Source organism: Lysinibacillus capsici, assembly GCF_003367505.1.
Lineage (GTDB): Bacteria > Bacillota > Bacilli > Bacillales_A > Planococcaceae > Lysinibacillus > Lysinibacillus capsici.
Window position 1 is genome coordinate 92,457 of sequence record NZ_PXXX01000008.1, and the last position, 18,273, is coordinate 110,729.

Below are 18,273 nucleotides of genomic sequence, written 5' to 3' on the forward strand. Positions count from 1 at the left end.
AAGAACCATCAAATTTGCTATAAATCTTGCCCTGTATTTTATGACACTATAGCTCTATGTCCCATTGTGATATAGATGGTAGTTTTCTATACTTTGTATATACAATAAGAAGGGAGCCAATCTATAGATGATTAAACTACAAGATATTGGAACATTTTCAGAACTACCAGAGCTTGCAATGTATATCTATACTGGCGATATTACAGCTTTGCGAGTTGCGAGGGATAAAGGCTGGAATATTGAAGAAGAGATATGTTTAAGTCAGCATACATCATTAAGCCCATTGGATTTAGCGTTGATTGCACAAAGATTGGATGTAGTAAAATTATTAGTTGGATATGGGGTTAATTTAAATGTGGAAAAAAATCCTTCTTTTTTAAGAGCTGTTCGATATTGTAAAGAAAATATAGTACGTTACCTTGTTGAACAAGGAGCAAAATTAGATGGCTATAACCAAGTGGGATCTGGAGCCTATTCTCAGGCCTACTATGGCAATAAAAGAAATATCCCTCTTATTCATGAACTTGGGCTTGATATAAAGCAGCATGGAGGTCCTGTATTGCGTCAGGCTGTGTCGAATTTTGATAAAAAAACAGTCACTTATTTACTTGATCAAGGAGTAGATATTAATTATCAAAAGCCTGATATGGTCTATCCCTATGAAGCAACACCATTAACAGTTGCAACAAGAATGGGAAATATAGCTATGGTGAACTATTTGATTGAACGAGGTGCAAACGTCACTTTAGCGGAGAAAGATGGTGAGAGAGCTTATACAATTGCTGTACGTATGAAAAATATGGAACTAGCAAATTACTTAAAGGCTTTAGAACCAATAGAACTCCATACTATTGAAAACAAAAAAGAGACATTGAAAAAATACAAGTTACCAGATGAATTGATTAATTTTCTGACAGGAGATCGACTACATCTTGAGCTTGCACCAAATGATTATGAAATTCACTTTATCGATTTTTTCAAACTAACTGATACAATTGAGATGAAACTAGGTCATAGAGAGCTCCTCCTTCTTTCCGCAAATATCGACAATTACTCTGATTTGCAAATAGTCTGGAACCCAAAAGGAGAAGGCCATATAGGGTGCTATGATGTGGAGCATGAGGAGTATGCTAATTTATGTAGTTTTAAAGAATTTATTGGTAGACCTGAAATATACCTTATCCGTTTTCTTGAAGGAGAACTATAGCAATGTTTTAAGCTACTGATAAAAATGTGAATCAACTGATTAAATGAGCCTCCCTGCTATTCAACTTAAAAGTCGATGAGAGTAAGCATATTCTTTCTAAGAAATATGCTTACTTTTTATTGCTCTATATTCGAAGAGTTGACAAACAAAAAACAATAGAACGTTTAATATATATGGCACAAAAGAACAACAGTAGGGCTATTAACAGGGCGAAGGGGATGCTGAACATAACAGGAAGTTCTACGCCATACCAAAGGCCCATTTTAATTTGATCCACTCCGAATGTTCGTAAAAAACCAGCGAGTATGGATAAGCCAGCGCTTAAAAGTAATCCAACATAAAGTACAGATAATACCACTAAAGCTAATGAGCAAAAAAAAGTCTTTAGCATTTTTAGAAGTATCATTCTTTTTCCCTCCGTATAATGTGGTGCACCTTTGAACTCGAAGCTATCGAATAATCATCCGTATAGTAAAGTGTCCCAATCACACTATTTTCCCCAACATGGACGACTTCCCCTTCCACAAACTCTGCATTCGTATTAGATAATTGTAGGTGTTTTCCACTTATTGTGTGACAGCGTAATATTTTTTTAAATAACGGAAGAAGGGTTATCCTATCCTTTTCTATTACCACATTTTCAGCCCTTAACCTGTCAATTCCGCTTTCTCCCGATAACTTCAAATGAAAGTGATGAGCGATTATTTCCGCAGCCTTGACTATTCCAATGGCATCAAATTGCTCGCTCTGTAATTTCTCTTCAACCATTAGCTTTCCAGAACTATTGATTTTTTGGATAAAACCATTACGTATTTTAATATTCCCAGCATTTGTAAGTTCTCCGATTTGGCAATAATCCTTTAACTTACACGAGCCAGTACTATTAAATATCTGCGCTGTAACTGGATAATAGAAGGAGCTATGACCATGAGTGGACACTTTTATTAAGTGTACTTCTTGTTGTAACGATACAGCGCCTCGAATGTTTAATTGTTCATAATCAGCATCCAAATGTTTAACGGTGCCATTCGTTTGTGTAAGGGTACGGAGTTTTTGAAACATAAAGTCACCTCATTATAATTTAATTAATATATATTTTAATTATTAAATTATATGCTACTTCCATTTGTCAAGAACAAAAGCACAGCTTAAATTAAACAATAAAAAAAGGATTTCAATTTGTTGAAATCCTAAAAAATTTTATTCATTAATTGGTTTACTTCGCGTAAGATGTTGGCCATGTCTATGAGTTTATCCTGAGAAAACTTTAAAAAGATTTCTTGAACCTTCATGTCACCAATATTGGTTAAAGCCATTTTGACCACACGTCGATCATTATTTTCTCTAATTCTTTGTATGAGTTCGAGTTTTTCCAGTTTATCGCACATGGAAGTTACAGCTCCGGGTGTTACACTAAAGAATTCAGCAATTTCTGTTGCCTTCATCCCATTATTTATTTTTAGCTGTAGGAGTAATATTAATTGGTTTTGTGATAACGCCTCTCCTTCAGATAAAAGATCTACAAACATTTTCGACTTCTGCTGTATTTCCAGCATTTCTTTCATAATAATTTCTACATTGTTTAGATTTTTTGGCATATAATCACGTCCGCTAAAATATTTAATAATTAAATTATATAGCAATTAAATAAATGCTACCAAGTGTAGAATTACTTTAAGAAATATTTATTTTTTAAAAGTCGTACGCATCCATTCGAAAAATCTCTCTTTTTCTTCGAACTGGGGGTAGTGAGCAGATTGTTCATATGCTATGAATTCCTTTTTCTTCGCGATAATTTGGTCGAAGTACTTTTTAGCGCTATTCGATGATGTTTGATAATCATAATCCCCCATTACAAAATAGAAGGGAAGAGTCAGTGAATTGACTTTCGCAGGAAGTGGGGACTGCAAGATTTCGTTTACTAAGACTTCTTGCGATAGGGATATCCCCTTGCTATAGCGAATAATATCTAACAAATTATATTCGGTACTAAAAAGCATCCCTAACATATTTCCATCAGGGTTAGTAATAAGTCTTGTAGCTCCACCGTATTTGCTCACTAAATGACGAGGCGTAAATGTTTTACCACTACTAATTTCCTCCATTAACCTCTGTAAATGTGCAACATCCTCTGTGTTACTCTTAAGCTGAGCCTGTTTGATCGTAAAGTGTAAACTGTCCATCTCACTTTCAACGGTATTACTCATTTGACCAATCCCTACATAGGCCTCATATTTATCAGGAGCTTTAGCAGCTGCTTGTATGGCAATATAGGTACCGTAGGAATGACCAATTAAGATAATTTTTTCTTTATTTAGATGATTAGCAATATAGTCAGTCAGTGCTAGTAAATCCTCCACAAGCAAATCAGATGAAAGATTTGAGTAGTCCTCAAAAAAATGATAAGACTTCCCACTAGCCCTTTGATCATAATTTACCACTGTAAATTCGGTTTCCAATAAATCTTGATATTTTTTAGCGTAGGGTATTTCAGAGCAACCTGGTCCGCCATGGACAAAGATGATGACAGGATTATTTTTGTTATGGCCCCGTATCATAATTTCATGGTCACTGCCGTTAATTTCTACCTGTTCTAGCGTACTAATGCTGTTCATGTCCTCTATAGATGATGTCCATGTTGGAAATACAAGTGCTAATAATAGTAAGGAGGTCATAATCAAGACAAGATATTTAATGAACTTTTTAATCCTTTTCATACAATACCTACTTTACATGCGTTTCATAAAGCTAGCATGATACATTTTTCTTTTATACACATAAAAATACATACTCAGAGGCCACCAAAGTGTCACAAAAATAGGGTAAATCGCCCATATAACGCTTGGTGAAGAAACAACATTTACTGTAATGAAAAAGATACTAATTAGTATCGTAGCTGTAACGGAGAATGCTACAAAGGTTTTTCGTTGCGCGTGATATAAAGCTAGAGGCCACCATATCACTAAAAAAGCAGGATAAATTGCCCAAGGATATTGAGGAGATACAATCATATTCAATATAGAGTAATAGATGATGGTAGAAGCACATCCAATTAGAGCTGTTTTTAACGTTTTTGCCTTTTCATCTAAGTACATGAGGATTGGCCACCAGATAATTGGATAAATCGCATAGACAAACCATAAATGATCTGGTGCGTAAATATAATTTTCAACTATTAGAAATGTAATAATTAAGGCACTACAAACAATTGAGTATTGTTTATACAATTTTTTAGCCATAAAGAATAACGTAATAGGCCAAAGCAGTAGCAATAAGCATGGATATACAAACCACATTGTTTGAGGAGATGTCGTATAATTAACAACCCCTAAAAAAATCATTGTCATCAAGCTCCCCGCTATAGAAAAGTTAATAAAGTTCCTCATGTTTATTCACCCCATTTCTTACGAGACCACACAAAGTACATCGATAAAGGCCACCAAAGAATGGCGAAAATCGGATAGATTGCCCAAATAGTATGTGGTGTGTAATAAAGATTAATAAAAATAAAAAATGCAATGATTAAGCCACTACCCCAAATTGAAAATTCTAAGTTTAATTTAGCCATGTTTTTCTTTGCTGGTTCTTTAACACCTAACTCTTGCTTTAAGTCTTCGATATCTCCAAATTCTACAATGGCTTTATTAATAGCATCCTCTTGTTCTTTACCTTGGTCCATCAAATAAAATACTTTTTCTTCAAGATTTTCAATGATTTCTTGTTTAACCATTTCCGTTTCGTTAGTTCGAGGAATGTCTTTAAAAAGCTCATCAATATGGTTTTTTATTCTTTTCATTCTAAGCCCTCCATAAATAAATCGATTATTTCCTTTACTTCCGACCATTCATTCACTAGCTCATTTAAATAGGCCTTACCTAATGATGTAATACGGTAATACTTTCTTTTGCCTCCATGTGAGACATCTCCATAATAGGCTTCAATAATTTCTTTTTTTTCGAGACGTTGAAAAACTGCATACAAAGTTGCTTCCTTGATTTGAAACCGATTGTTTGTACGGAGACTTATTTCCTGAGAAATTTCGTAGCCATAACGGTCTTTTTCTGAAATTAACCGTAAAATAATCGAATCCAAATGTCCTCGGATAATATCACTGCGAACCATAAGTCACCTACTTTTTTTATTGCTCTATCTGTCAGAGTAATAGTAGCAAACATTACTCTGTCTGTCAAAGTAATTTATTCCCCTTTTTTTACAATGATGATGAGATTTTCAATAAAAAACCCATTCGCTGAAAAGCCCAAAAGGACTATTTCATAGCGAATGGAGTTCGAGTACTCTTTTTACATATACAATGCAGCAAGGAAAATCCCTAAAGACTCCTCGTAAATGTCATCAAACTGGCTGATTGGTAAAGGATTTGTACCACTTCCTAATTCAACAGTGAAGCCTGGTCTACGCCAATCTTGAATAAACCAATCTTTATAACCAGCATAGCTTCCAGCAGATTGAACGGGCTCATAGCCACTTACTCTACTAAATTCATTTACAAGTACCTCTGATTCTGGGGGCTCTAGATTTTCAAAACCCCAATATATGACACGTCCCTGTGTATGAAAGGCTAATACTCTTGAAAAATCACGTTGCTTGGTCAAATCAGCCATTGCAATGGCTTCAGGTTCAGATAGTGGTCTTTCACCACCATAATCTCTTGGCCCTGGTGTTTTTGGATTACGGGCACTTTCAAGCTCCCATTTGGCAGGGAATTGGTCATTCAAATCAATTCCATGAATATTTGCTTTCCAGCCAGAAAAATCAGCGTTATCATTATTCCATTCAATTAGTTGATTTCTTAATGCTTCATCATTTGGTGGGCCTTGTATTACTAAATCAACGCCATCAGGATTTACCATAGGAACGATAGAAAGGAATGTTTGCTGATAAAGAGAAAATGGAGAAATTCCACGAATACTACTTTGATTGGTGAGGGCGAGCAAATAGTCATTTAAAAATGTTAGAATAATAGGTGTAGTAATCCATTCGTTTGCATGGAAGGAGCCATTATAGTGTACACGTTTTGCACCATGGCCAATTGATAGCTCAGGTAGCTCCTTCCCTAAAACGGAACTGCCAATGTTTGAGCTATGAAGAAAAGGATATGCATCAAGGAGCTTTCTGAGATCATTTATCATATGGGTATACGTGTAAGTTTGCTTACCTTCAACTAAACGCCATGTGATACGTTGGGGTATGCGAATCATTTGACCGATTTGTAATCGATTTGGATTGAGATCAGGATTAACAAGCAATAGGGCGACTAGGGGGAGGTTTCGGCTCTGGGCAATCTGCCAAAAAGAGTCTCCTTGTTTAATTTGATAGTTGTTGGTCACAAAACCAGGAATACGAACCCGTTGTCCAACTCTTAAAAATTGGGGATTTATATTTTCATTAGAATCTAAAATGAGTTGAAGAGGAATTTTAAATACCTCACTGAAATGCCAAAGTGAATCTCCTGGTCTTACGATAATATCCAAATGTTTTCTCTCCTTAATTAGAAATGGTTCAATATAAAATGTATATGAAAAATACAGAGACTTATTGATACAAAATCAGCAAAATTTCTTTATGATGAATCTAAAATAGGAGAAAATGAGTTATTTTTACATGTATACTAGTAATCATACTAAAGTAAAAGAAAGGTAAAGGTAGGAAAACCAAATGTTAAATAGATTAAAATTGGGTATACGCTCAAAGATTTCATTAGGTTATATCGTAATCATTCTTTGCCTACTTGCGACGGTTGTCATATTAAATAATCAAATTACATCTTTGCAGAAGGAAAGAAATTTTATTATTAAGTACGATTCCAATGTTCTAACTTTAACGAATGAAATTGAAAAATATATATTGGATATGGAATCAAGTCAGCGGGCTTTCATCATTACGGGTAAGCAGAGTTATCTGGAACCCTATGATAATGCAGCTGAAAATTGGAAAATAGATTTTAATGAACTCTATCAACAAATGAAAGATAAACCAGCTCAGCAGGACAAACTTAAAGAGATAGAGGAAACAATTGAACATTGGGTTGCAACGTCAGGCGAACCAACTATTCAATATAAAAAGGATAATAATGTAGAAGCATTAAATGATTTTTTTAAAGTGGATAATGGTCGTCAGGATATGGAAAAAATGCGCAAATTATTCGATTCATTCCGTGCCACTGAAAATGCTTATACACAGGCAAAGGCAAGTCAGTTAGATAAGCAAAATAGTAAATTAACTAGTGCTCTATTTGGGATCTTAATTTTAGTTTCTACAATAGCTATTGCTATCGCTAGTGGCATTTCCCGTTCAATTGTAAAAACGATAACGGAAGTAACACAAACAATTCAAGAAATAGCAGCTACAAAAGGTGATTTTACAAGAAGAATCCATGTGAATACAAACGATGAAGTGAATGAACTTGCTAATGCAACGAATACGCTTTTAGAGTCCGTCGAAAAGAGGGAATGGCTACAAAGCAATGTAGCTGAAATCGTGACAAATTATCAAGGTATTTCAGCAATTACAAAATTAGCGGAGACCTTCCTATCAGAAGTAGCACAGAAAACCCAAGCATCCCTTGGCGCATTTTATGTTCGGGAAGTAACAGAGAACCAAGTACAGTTTGTGAAAAAGGCTGCTTTTGCTGACACGGATGATTGTGTTGGTATGGAGAGCTTCAAAATAGGACAAGGGTTAATCGGTCAATGTGCATTAGAAAAGAGAGTGCTATTCTATGATAATATTCCGAGAGACTATCGTTTAATCAAGACGGGATTAGGTGAAATTAGACCACAAAATATTTTATTGATTCCTGTCATTTTTGAAAATGAAGTTATAGCGGTTGTTGAAATAGCAACAATGGCTAAATTCAGTAAGTTACAGCAAGAATTAGTGAGACAGGTTACTGAAACCTTTGGACTAACAGTTAATAGTGTTTTAGGGCGTATGGAAATTGTACGTCTATTGAATGAATCTAGAGCAATGACAGAGGAATTACAGGTCCAATCAGAGGAGCTTCAAACACAATCAGAGGAATTACAAATGCAGACAGAAGAGCTGACTATGATTAATGAGCAGCTTGAGGAACGCACGAAAGAGGCAGAGTCCAAATCAAGAGAGCTAGAGAAAGCGAAGAAGGAATTAGAAGAAAGTGCAGAGCAGCTTATCCTTAACTCTAATTACAAATCCGAATTTTTAGCGAATATGTCACATGAATTAAGAACACCTTTAAACAGCATATTAATATTATCTGAAATGCTAGCAGAAAATAGCCAACACAACCTAACAGACGAGGAAGCAGAGTTTGCTAAAGTTATTCATTCTTCAGGAGAGGACTTGCTTGCTCTAATCAATGACATATTAGATTTATCTAAAGTGGAGGCCGGGAAGCTTGATATTATTTTTAATGAAGTGAATATGAGCGAAGTACCTGTACAAATTGAACATACCTTTGCACCAGTTGCGAGGAAGAAAAACTTAGCATTCCATATTTCAAAGGCGGATCATGTAGTGGATGTATTCTATACGGATGAGAAGAGATTCCAGCAAATCTTAAAGAATTTATTATCGAATGCCTTTAAATTTACTGAGCAGGGATCTGTCACATTAGACATTAACCAGCTTACACCACAACAACTAACAAACAATATGCAGGATATAAGTACAGATTGGTTAGAAATTACTGTTTCAGATACAGGAATAGGTATTCCAAAAGACAAACACCAGCTGATTTTTGAATCATTCCAACAAGCAGATGGAGCTACGGTACGAAAATATGGTGGAACGGGTCTTGGTCTTTCTATTTGTAAGGAATTTGCAAAATTACTTGGTGGATGGATTACATTACAAAGTACTGAAGGACAAGGTAGTAGCTTTACGTTAACGATTCCGAGTCTACCAAATGGAATTGAAGAGGAGCATTGCCAAAAGCTTGCCATGAACGAAGTGGCTGTGACAACGGTGGAAGAGGAACAAATCAAAGAGCAGCCAGTAGCAATGGAAGAAACCCTTCAACATGAGGTTGAGGTGTTTCAAGGGAAAAATATTTTAATAGTTGATGATGATAACCGTAATATTTATGCGTTGAAAACGGCATTAGAAAAAAGAGGCATGCATATTCTAGTTGCCAAAGATGGGCTAGAATGTTTAGAGGTCTTGCAGGCTAATCCAGATATCGATCTTGTTCTGATGGATATAATGATGCCAAATATGGATGGCTATGAAGCGATGACTATTATTCGTCAGCAAATGAAACGTATCGATTTGCCAATCATTGCATTGACTGCTAAAGCGATGAAAAATGACCGTGATAAATCATTGCAGGCAGGTGCATCTGATTATATTAGTAAGCCATTAAATTTAGATCAATTAATATCAGTTTTAAGAGTATGGTTAGTTTCTAAGGGGAGTTAATGAACATGGAACAACAATTTCAGCCTTTGGAGCAAAATATACAATTAAATAAGCATACAAATTTAGAAATTGATTTGTTACTAGAAGCTATTTATCGTTTATCGGGTTATGATTTTCGGCAATATAATCGTTCATCCATTTCACGCAGAATCTACAATAGGATGGGGATAAATAACATCCCAACGATTTCACGTGTACAAGAAAAGGTCATTCATGATAAAGAATTTTTAGAGCAGATATTAAATGATTTTTCAATAAATGTAACGGAGATGTTCCGCAACCCTAGCTTTTTTAAGGCCTTTCGTGAAACGGTCATTCCTGTTTTACGAGAATATCCTGAAATCCGTATTTGGCATGCAGGGTGTGCAACAGGTGAAGAAGTATATTCAATGGCTATCTTGCTTCAAGAAGAGGGGCTAATAGAGAGATCTGTAATTTATGCAACAGATATGAACGAGCAAGTATTAGAAAAAGCTAAGAAGGGGGCCTTTCCAATTCATAAAATGCAGGCATATACAAAAAACTATATGCTTGCTGGAGGTGCCCATGCTTTTTCAGAATACTATCAAACAGATTATCAATATGCTTACTTTCATCCAACATTATTGAAAAATATTATTTTTGCTCAACATAATTTAGTAACAGATCATTCATTTAATGAATTTCATGTTGTTCTGTGCAGAAATGTTCTTATTTATTTTTCACCTAAGCTTCAGAGCCAGGTACATCAATTATTTTATGAAAGTCTAAGTGACAAAGGTTTTTTATGCTTAGGGGATAAAGAAACATTGCGATTTGAAGAGGTTATTTCAAAGTATAAGGAGATTTCTGGAAACGAAAGAATTTATCAAAAAATGTATTAATGAGTAAGAGGCTATCTTTAACGGATAGCCTCTGCTTTTTTATATAGTATTAGTGCTAGCTTGAATCATTAAAACACACATGTCATCAGGCTGATTCTCTTGTTTATCCTTAGGCAAAAGGTTATCGATTAGGCATTGTGAATAATCCCACTTGAAGGATGTTAGCGTTTGCAAATGCTTTTCTGATTCTAATTCACAGGGTCCCATTGCCTCTAATACACCGTCTGTAAATAACACGATTTGAATGTCATGCTCATATTGAATATATTGCTTTTTCACTTTTATTTCATCGAAGAAACCGACTGCACAGCTACCCTGATCTAATGGAATACATGTTTTTTCATCAATTAGTGCATATCCAGGAGGATGGCCAGCATTTATGTACTCGACTGTTTTTTGCTCTGTATCAATGATTAAATAAATCGCTGTAAAATAATAAAGATTATTCTCTTTCCCATCTTGTAATAGCGTCATATAACGATTCAGTTCTTGGATGACAAGCTCAGGTTCCACCAATTGCTTAACCGCCTCTCTTAGAACAGAGGAGATGAACATACAAACCAACGCTGCCGATATACCGTGACCCATCATATCCAATAATATAATGGCATAACGATGATCGTCTATTTTGTACCAATAATACATATCTCCTGCCAAATTAGAGGATGGTAAATAAGAAACTTCAATACGGATGTCCTTCTCATTTAACGGTGGGCTAAGAAGACTCCTTTGTACATGGGTTGCTAAATCTAGTTCATATTGTATTTTCTTTTCATGCTGTGTGTGCCAGTCTAATTCTGCCTTTAAACGTAAGGCAACACGCATTCTGGCAAGCAACTCTGTTTTATTAATTGGTTTAGTAATATAATCTACACCACCAATGTCTAGGGCTTCTGCCAGTTTGTTTTTATCCTCGAGTGCTGTAACAAAAATGATTTGAATATCTTTTAATCTCTCATTTTGCTTAATGCGTTTGCAGGCCTCAATACCATCTACTTCCGGCATCATAATATCTAACAAAATTAAATCTACTGAATTTCCTGTCGGATTGGGTGCATCTAATTGTAAATAATCAAATAGCTCATAAGCAGATGAAAGAGAAACACAGTTATCATAACCTGCATTTTTTAGTATTTTCTCAATGACAAATAAATTGACTTGATTGTCATCTACTAGAAGAATGGTCATAGTACTTTCCCCTTACTCTGATTGAATTGTGCAGATTATTTTTCACATATATAAAATACTTTCAACTTTATCATTATACAAAACATCAGAGAATAAAGGTATTTTGGCGATTTGAATGTATGGTTTACTAGGTATATGAAGAAGAAGGGCGTTATATTTTCGCTTTTTTAAATCCTTGGTAGATATCAAATGCATTTGCTAAAACAGCAATAATCATACTGACAAGTAGTATTTTATCAATAGTGAAGGCAACTTTAGCTGAGGTTGTTTCTGTAATAGCCGCAATATAAGGGATAGAGGCGCTGTGAATAAAATCTTGGTGTATCGCTATTAAAATAAACACAATTGTTCCTACACTTTGAAGTAGTGCATTAGTGATGGCGATAGGCATTGTCCACTGTCCTGCACGCCATTTTAATAAGGTTAAAGTTAGACTTAGGATAATACATAGTAAGACCATGGGAACAAACGATTGTAAAGTATTTTGATTAAAGATAGGCATAACAAATTTCAAGCTGCCGTTGTCATTCGTTGTATAAATACCTAAAAGACGATAGGCATTCCAGTAAACAAAAGAAAAAATAAGTATTCCTAAAAGGCTAAAAATCGTATCACTTATAGGAATGATTTTATCTTTGGGAATCTTTTTAATTTGTATTAAATCATCAGGTGACCATGGCTTGGTATCTCTCAGAAAAGGGATCGAAAGCTTTTCAGCCCCAGAACGGTCCTTAATGATAAAAATAACCGTAACCCAAAACAAAACGTGAAATAACACAGCAATAATTGCAACAATCATCCCTACAAATGCTGTAATAATGGTTGTAAGAAGTGCTTCTTCTCCAGAATAGAGAACAATCTTCTCTATTATTTGAACAATGATCGTAATAAGAATTGCCCAAGGAATAATTAGCTTGATGGTTCTTGTATATTGTTCAAAATTCTTTGGACCAATTAAAAAGTGGGGAGTAACCTGATAGCGTGCAGCAACTTCTGAAGGGCTTCCAAGCTTCCTAATTACTTCCTTCACCTCAGATTCTGTATATTGCTCTGGCAACATATCCTCAATAGTAGCCTTTAGTTCAACCTTGATTATCTCACGTTTATTTTTATGTAGCCTTTTAGTCACTTCGTGAATATATGAATCAATTAAAGTCATACATTTTCCTCCTTTAATCATTTTCAGTACTCATTAATTGGTCGTGGTAATATATGTTATTATGGGGTATAAAAATTAATATGAAAAATTCGTGAACAACATGCAACAATTTGAAAATGGAGGGGACATGATGAGGGTTGTAGAGAAATTATTAAAAGAGCAAGATTTTGTAGCCTTTGTAAATATCGTTGTAGGAGCGTATCCAGGAAAATTGAATGGAACACAAACAACAAAAGAGCAGCTGAAAAAGCTCTTTATGCAAAATCAGAGCAATGATGAATCTCTTCATTATTATGGACTTTGGGAAAATGACAAACTCATTGGTGGTATGCGACTACATGACTTTCAAATGAATCTGTTCTCTAAAATGCTACCAATTGGTGGGGTAGGACTTGTTGCAGTTGATTTATTACATAAAAAAGAGAAGGCTGCAAAAGAATTAATCCAACATTTCTTTAACATCTTTTTAGAAAAAAATATTCATTTTTTGGCCTTGTATCCGTTTAGACCAGATTTTTATAAAAAAATGGGTTTTGGCTATGGACCGAAAATCTATCAATACTTGGTAGAGCCTTCAAGCTTCCCGAAAGGACCAACCAAAAAGCACCTTAAATATTTGACAGTTGAAGATCAACAACAGCTAGTAGATTGCTACAACAGGGTAGTAGCAAAAAAACATGGGATGTTTCTTAAAACACAATCGGAACTATCTTTTATTTTTAATAATCCAGATAACTATGTGATTGCAATGGAACAGGAAGGTACAGTTCAGGGCTATATTGCCTTTTCTTTTAATAAACAAAGCGATAGTAATTTTATGCTAAATAATTTGGTCATTAAGGAGTGGATCTATGAAACTCCGGAGGCTTTGCTAGAGCTTAGTACATTTTTAAACAGTCAAGCAGATCAAGTAAACCGAATCGAATGGAATACACAAGAAGAAAATGTCCATTTCTTTTTAGAGGATGTAAGAAATGGCACAAATCATTTAATTCCAAGTGTCTATCACGCAAGTGCCGTGTCAGGAATTGGTCTAATGTACCGTATAATTAATGTGAAGGGCTTTTTTGATGAGCTACTAACACGCAATTTTAACGGTGTCACTTTGACCTTTAAATTGAATGTTATGGATTCGTTACTGGCAAAAAATAATCAGCAACTTATTGTTGAGGCTGTTAACGGTACAATTAAAATGCTAGAAAGTGATAGCTATGATGTTGAAGTAACGATAGATGTAGCTGAGCTTTCATCACTAGTAATGGGCGTAGTAACGGTCCAAGAGCTATTTATGCTGAGTCGAATACAGATTAGTGATAATCAGTATTTACAGGCTTTACAGCAATTCTTCTATGTGTTTGAAAAGCCCACATGTATATCTGCATTTTAGAATGGGCGTGAGGGCTTTTAATCTTTTTTAATGAGAATGGAAGAACGTGTTGGCCTTTCAAGTGGCGTTATATTAATAATAAAGTAGCTTATGATTAGTATGAGGATAATTAATGAATAAATTAACGTATTTAGAGGATGATCATGCTCCACAATAATTAGTCGAATCATTGCTGTGATACCTATATAGATAAAATAGCGAAGTGGAAAATGGTAATCCTCCTTAAAATATTTAATGATCATTGTGATGAATTCGAAATATAAAAAGAAAATAAGAATATTGGCAAGGAATAGTTTATAATCACCATCTTCCTTAGCGAATAGTAATATTTTAAGAAATTCAATTAGCTCCTTAAATAATAAAAAGCAGAGAATCAGTGCTAATAGTACAAGGCAAACATTGAGAAAGAGCTGTAGAGATTTTGGCACAGCTTTAATGAGCTGTAAATAAGTCGTATTTTTTTGATTCATCCAATTCCTCCAATCGGTTTTGTAAATACATCATCATATGGTCGAGTAGTAGTGTATTATGATATAAATATAACAATTTGTCGTAAATCTTTTCTTAGTATTTTGTAAAGTTTTGGTATATTTTAATGAAAGAAAGTTTTCAAAATAATTTAGTGGTATGCTAAAATAGATGTGCATGAATATAAAATATAAAAGGGGTTTTTAAAATGGCAAAATCTGCAAAAACTGATGCGAAAATTACACCAGAACGTTTAGAAGAAGCGTTAAATGTTCGTGATCGACTTATTATCGAGCTACTGGTACAAGTACTTGATGAAAAGCTAGTAATTGAGCGTCCTGTATTACGTGAACGTCTAGGGAACCTTGTAGATCTTGCAGATCACGATGCAGAGCTTAAGGAAACAATCCACGCAGTAATTAACAAACTATAATGTAAAAGAGGAATGCTACGGATATGCGTAGCATTCCTCTTTTATATAGTATTTTATCATGTAAAGCGTTCTACCAAGTCGTACATGCGCTCTGCCTCTGTATGAAGCTCCATAGAGGAGTGCATGATAGATGTCACTGCTGACTTTTGTTCGTCAATAGAAGCGTTAATTTGTTCGGTAGCTGCGGCAGATTGTGTAGCGACACTTGCTATTTCATTGATGGCGTTCATCACGACTATTCGATTTTCCGCCATGTCATTCATTCCTTTGTCTAAAGAAACAAGGTGCTTTGTAATGCCATGAATGGAGTCTGCTAGAAAAGTAAAGGCTCCCTTTACTTCCGTAATCGACATGGCCTGATTTTGTGACAGTTGGAGCGTGTGTATCATTTTTGAATCTGAATTAGCGGTATCGACCTCAATACGCTGTAATAGGTTTCTAACCCGATTAGTAGCTTCATTCGTATCCTCAGATAAATGACGGACTTCCTCAGCTACGACAGCAAACCCTTTGCCATGTTCACCTGCACGGGCTGCTTCAATACTTGCATTTAGCGCTAATAGATTTGTTTGTTCAGAAATGGATGTAATTGTTTGTACGACTTGATGAATTTCTTTCATTTGGCTTGTCAAACTTGAGAAAGTTGTTCTTAATTCCTCAATCACTTGCGTAAACTCACTTGAATTTTGAAGTAATACATCTACTTTTTGTCTACCGTTTTCTTGTGATTGATTAATGATATTCATATTTTCTGTAATCTCACTATATTTATCTGTAGCATTTGAGATAAGTGAGGACAGTGTTTCTACTTTACTAATGGCCATTTCTGCTTCCTCAGCTTGTACTACAGCTCCCTTAGATATATCATTGATGGCTTGATGAATTTCATCAGCAGAAGCAGTCGTCTCCTCAGTAATAGCACTCAGCATTTCTGAAGAAACGCGCATTTGGGACGCACTATCCTTTGTATTGTTGACCATTTCGTGTAAGCTATGTTTCATATTATTCACGTTACTAGCTAGTATACCTAGTTCATCTTCTGTAGTAACAGGTATGTCATCACCAGTTAGCTTGCCTTTAGCAATATCAGATGTAATGACCATAATTTTTCGTATATAGGTTGTCATTCGTCCAGAGAAGAACCAGAAGAGTGATACACCAATAATCGTTGCAAGGATGGTCATGCCTAGTGTGTAGTATAAAACATTATTCGTACCTGCATTAAAGTCCATCTCGTATGTACCAGCTGCTATAATCCAGCCCCAATGCTTGTCCTTTTCTACATACGTTATCTTAGGCGCAACGATTTCAGGATTTGAGGGAAGGGCCCAATCATAACGTACATATCCTCCTCCAGCATTTGCTGCTTCAATCATTTCTCGTACAAAATAGCGCCCATCCTCTGTTTGTAAATCTGAAATATTTTGTCCTTCTAGGGATGGATGAGTTTCAACCATACCACTATCTTGGAAAGCATAGAAATAAAAATTATCTCCATATTTAACAGGATTATCAATGGATCTTTTGTTATCTTCAATTTTATTACCAACGATCTGTGTTCTAGCACTTTCCTGAGCTTCTTCTAGCGTTAATTTCCCATTTTGAACTTGAGTATCTAACTGTGCAATTAGTTCAAGTATGCCAAGTGTGCCATTTTTAAGACTATCTCGACCTACCTGATCGAGTTCTCCTTTCACCACCATATAATTGACGGTTCCAACTAGTCCTGTTGATAGTAGAATAACTATAATAGCAAGACTAACAAGTTTATTACGTACTGACTTCATAAGATACAACCCCCGTTCCTTCATTCCTTCAATATAGTTCTATTATAATATATAATTTTTTAATAAAATAGAAAATTCTGAAAATAAATACGGTATTTTAAGTGAAATAGGTCCAAAAAAATCACCCCAATCAAGAGTAAAAAACAGCTCTTAATTGGGGTGATGTTGAAGCTTAATATAGCAGGTTTACATCGATTAATACACTTTATCTCCATTGAAAATAGAGTTCTTTACAATTACATAATCAACATTGCGAATAGCCTCTAGCTTTGTGCCACCAGCATATGAAATAGATGACTGTAAATCTTGTTGCATCTCGATTAATGTATCTTTGATGCTACCTTTATGTTCAACGTACATTTTCTTACCTTCGACGTTTTTACGTTCACCTTTTTGGAATTCAGAAGCAGAGCCGAAGTATTCCTTCACTGTTCTACCCTCGATTTCGATTGTTTCACCAGGTGACTCTTCGTGACCAGCGAATAATGAACCGATCATTACCATTGAAGCACCAAAACGTACAGATTTAGCGATATCTCCATGTGTACGAATGCCACCATCAGCAATAATTGGTTTTGTAGCAGCCTTTGCACACCAACGTAGTGCAGCTAGTTGCCAGCCGCCAGTACCAAAACCTGTTTTGATTTTAGTAATACATACTTTACCTGGTCCAATCCCAACTTTTGTTGCATCTGCGCCAGCATTCTCAAGCTCACGCACCGCTTCAGGTGTTCCTACATTACCTGCGATAACAAAGCTTTTTGGTAAATGCTTTTTAATATGCTGAATCATACGAATAACAGCATTTGAATGACCATGTGCAATATCAATTGTAATAAAATCAGGTACCAAATTAGTAGCTGCTAATTCTTCAATAAATGTATATTCCTCTTCTTTTACACCAACGCTAATAGAAGCAATTAAGCCATTTCCTTGCATTTCTAGAATAAAGTTTCGACGAGTTTCTGGTTGGAAACGGTGCATGATGTAAAAGTAACCGTTTTCAGCAAGTTTCTTTGCAAGATTTTCATCGATAATTGTTTGCATATTTGCAGGTACTACTGGAAGTTTAAAAGTGTGACCACCTAAAGTAACAGAAGTATCACATTCTGAACGACTTTCTACAATACATTTTGCGGGAATTAGTTGAATATCCTCATAGTCAAATACGTTATCCATTATATACACTCCTAAAATACGAATATTTTTTAAGATTTAATTTAAATTGTTCGCCATTTGGTAATTTACATGATTTTTGAGTAAATGTCAAAGCTTTTGTGAAAATAAATAAAAAATTTAAAAAGAAAGGAGACAACTTACTTTGAAGATGAAATATTCTAGTTATAATTTGTGTTATGTTTTA

Annotated in this window: 17 protein-coding genes; 5 read left to right on the forward strand and 12 right to left on the reverse strand. The window is 35.0% G+C overall.

Translation table 11 applies throughout. From position 1 onward, the window contains the following. Nucleotides 1-127: 127 nt before the first annotated feature. Nucleotides 128-1,207, forward strand: coding sequence for an ankyrin repeat domain-containing protein (locus tag C7B89_RS04705; RefSeq protein ID WP_048395301.1), 1,080 nt, complete (start codon nt 128-130; stop codon nt 1,205-1,207). 402 nt (nt 1,208-1,609) lie between these two features. On the opposite strand, the gene C7B89_RS04715 is transcribed toward C7B89_RS04705, so the two are convergent. The 7 genes from C7B89_RS04715 to C7B89_RS04745 form a co-directional block, all read right to left on the reverse strand. Next, complete coding sequence (locus C7B89_RS04715) at nt 1,610-2,269, reverse strand: hypothetical protein (protein ID WP_048395305.1); 660 nt, start codon at nt 2,267-2,269, stop codon at nt 1,610-1,612. 128 nt (nt 2,270-2,397) lie between these two features. Further along, nucleotides 2,398-2,805 (reverse strand): MarR family transcriptional regulator, encoded by a 408-nt coding sequence (locus tag C7B89_RS04720; protein WP_048395455.1) that lies wholly within the window; start codon nt 2,803-2,805, stop codon nt 2,398-2,400. 87 nt (nt 2,806-2,892) lie between these two features. Continuing rightward, nucleotides 2,893-3,924, reverse strand: a complete 1,032-nt coding sequence (locus C7B89_RS04725) for an alpha/beta fold hydrolase (protein ID WP_115673239.1) — start codon at nt 3,922-3,924, stop codon at nt 2,893-2,895. Between the two features lie 12 nt (nt 3,925-3,936). Next, nucleotides 3,937-4,593, reverse strand: a complete 657-nt coding sequence (locus tag C7B89_RS04730; protein WP_048395458.1) for a hypothetical protein — start codon at nt 4,591-4,593, stop codon at nt 3,937-3,939. A gap of 2 nt (nt 4,594-4,595) precedes the next feature. Further along, on the reverse strand, nt 4,596-5,003 hold the full coding sequence (locus C7B89_RS04735) for a permease prefix domain 1-containing protein (protein ID WP_048395459.1): 408 nt from the start codon (nt 5,001-5,003) through the stop codon (nt 4,596-4,598). Next, a complete protein-coding gene (locus C7B89_RS04740) occupies nt 5,000-5,329 on the reverse strand; it encodes a PadR family transcriptional regulator (RefSeq protein WP_048395460.1) in 330 nt (109 codons plus the stop codon). The genes C7B89_RS04735 and C7B89_RS04740 overlap by 4 nt, the downstream gene beginning before the upstream one ends. A gap of 179 nt (nt 5,330-5,508) precedes the next feature. After that, a complete protein-coding gene (locus tag C7B89_RS04745) occupies nt 5,509-6,699 on the reverse strand; it encodes a M14 family metallopeptidase (RefSeq protein WP_048395461.1) in 1,191 nt (396 codons plus the stop codon). A 184-nt stretch (nt 6,700-6,883) separates the two neighbouring features. Between C7B89_RS04745 and C7B89_RS04750 the strand changes: the two genes are divergently transcribed. Further along, nucleotides 6,884-9,625, forward strand: a complete 2,742-nt coding sequence (locus C7B89_RS04750; protein WP_115673240.1) for an ATP-binding protein — start codon at nt 6,884-6,886, stop codon at nt 9,623-9,625. A gap of 5 nt (nt 9,626-9,630) precedes the next feature. Then, entirely contained in the window at nt 9,631-10,488 is an 858-nt protein-coding gene (locus C7B89_RS04755; protein WP_026023366.1) for a CheR family methyltransferase, read from the forward strand. A gap of 39 nt (nt 10,489-10,527) precedes the next feature. Here the strand turns inward: C7B89_RS04755 and C7B89_RS04760 are convergent, their stop codons facing one another. Next, nucleotides 10,528-11,676 (reverse strand): SpoIIE family protein phosphatase, encoded by a 1,149-nt coding sequence (locus tag C7B89_RS04760; RefSeq protein WP_103119018.1) that lies wholly within the window; start codon nt 11,674-11,676, stop codon nt 10,528-10,530. A 151-nt stretch (nt 11,677-11,827) separates the two neighbouring features. Then, nucleotides 11,828-12,835: an HAAS signaling domain-containing protein gene (locus C7B89_RS04765; RefSeq protein ID WP_115673241.1), complete on the reverse strand. Its 1,008-nt coding sequence runs from the start codon at nt 12,833-12,835 to the stop codon at nt 11,828-11,830. A gap of 130 nt (nt 12,836-12,965) precedes the next feature. Here C7B89_RS04765 and C7B89_RS04770 point away from each other — a divergent pair, with 130 nt between their 5' ends. Continuing rightward, nucleotides 12,966-14,222 carry a GNAT family N-acetyltransferase gene (locus C7B89_RS04770; RefSeq protein WP_115673242.1) on the forward strand — a complete coding sequence of 419 codons (1,257 nt, stop codon included), beginning with the start codon at nt 12,966-12,968 and terminating at the stop codon, nt 14,220-14,222. Nucleotides 14,223-14,239: 17 nt separating this feature from the next. Here the strand turns inward: C7B89_RS04770 and psiE are convergent, their stop codons facing one another. Beyond that, nucleotides 14,240-14,692, reverse strand: coding sequence for a phosphate-starvation-inducible protein PsiE (psiE, locus tag C7B89_RS04775; RefSeq protein WP_004233484.1), 453 nt, complete (start codon nt 14,690-14,692; stop codon nt 14,240-14,242). Nucleotides 14,693-14,898: 206 nt separating this feature from the next. Between psiE and C7B89_RS04780 the strand changes: the two genes are divergently transcribed. Next, nucleotides 14,899-15,123, forward strand: a complete 225-nt coding sequence (locus C7B89_RS04780) for a hypothetical protein (RefSeq protein ID WP_016992248.1) — start codon at nt 14,899-14,901, stop codon at nt 15,121-15,123. Nucleotides 15,124-15,179: 56 nt separating this feature from the next. Here the strand turns inward: C7B89_RS04780 and C7B89_RS04785 are convergent, their stop codons facing one another. Both C7B89_RS04785 and guaC read right to left on the reverse strand, forming a co-directional pair. Beyond that, complete coding sequence (locus tag C7B89_RS04785; protein WP_054548511.1) at nt 15,180-16,910, reverse strand: methyl-accepting chemotaxis protein; 1,731 nt, start codon at nt 16,908-16,910, stop codon at nt 15,180-15,182. Between the two features lie 195 nt (nt 16,911-17,105). Then, nucleotides 17,106-18,089, reverse strand: a complete 984-nt coding sequence (gene guaC, locus C7B89_RS04790) for a GMP reductase (protein WP_103119016.1) — start codon at nt 18,087-18,089, stop codon at nt 17,106-17,108. Between the last annotated feature and the right edge of the window lie 184 nt (nt 18,090-18,273).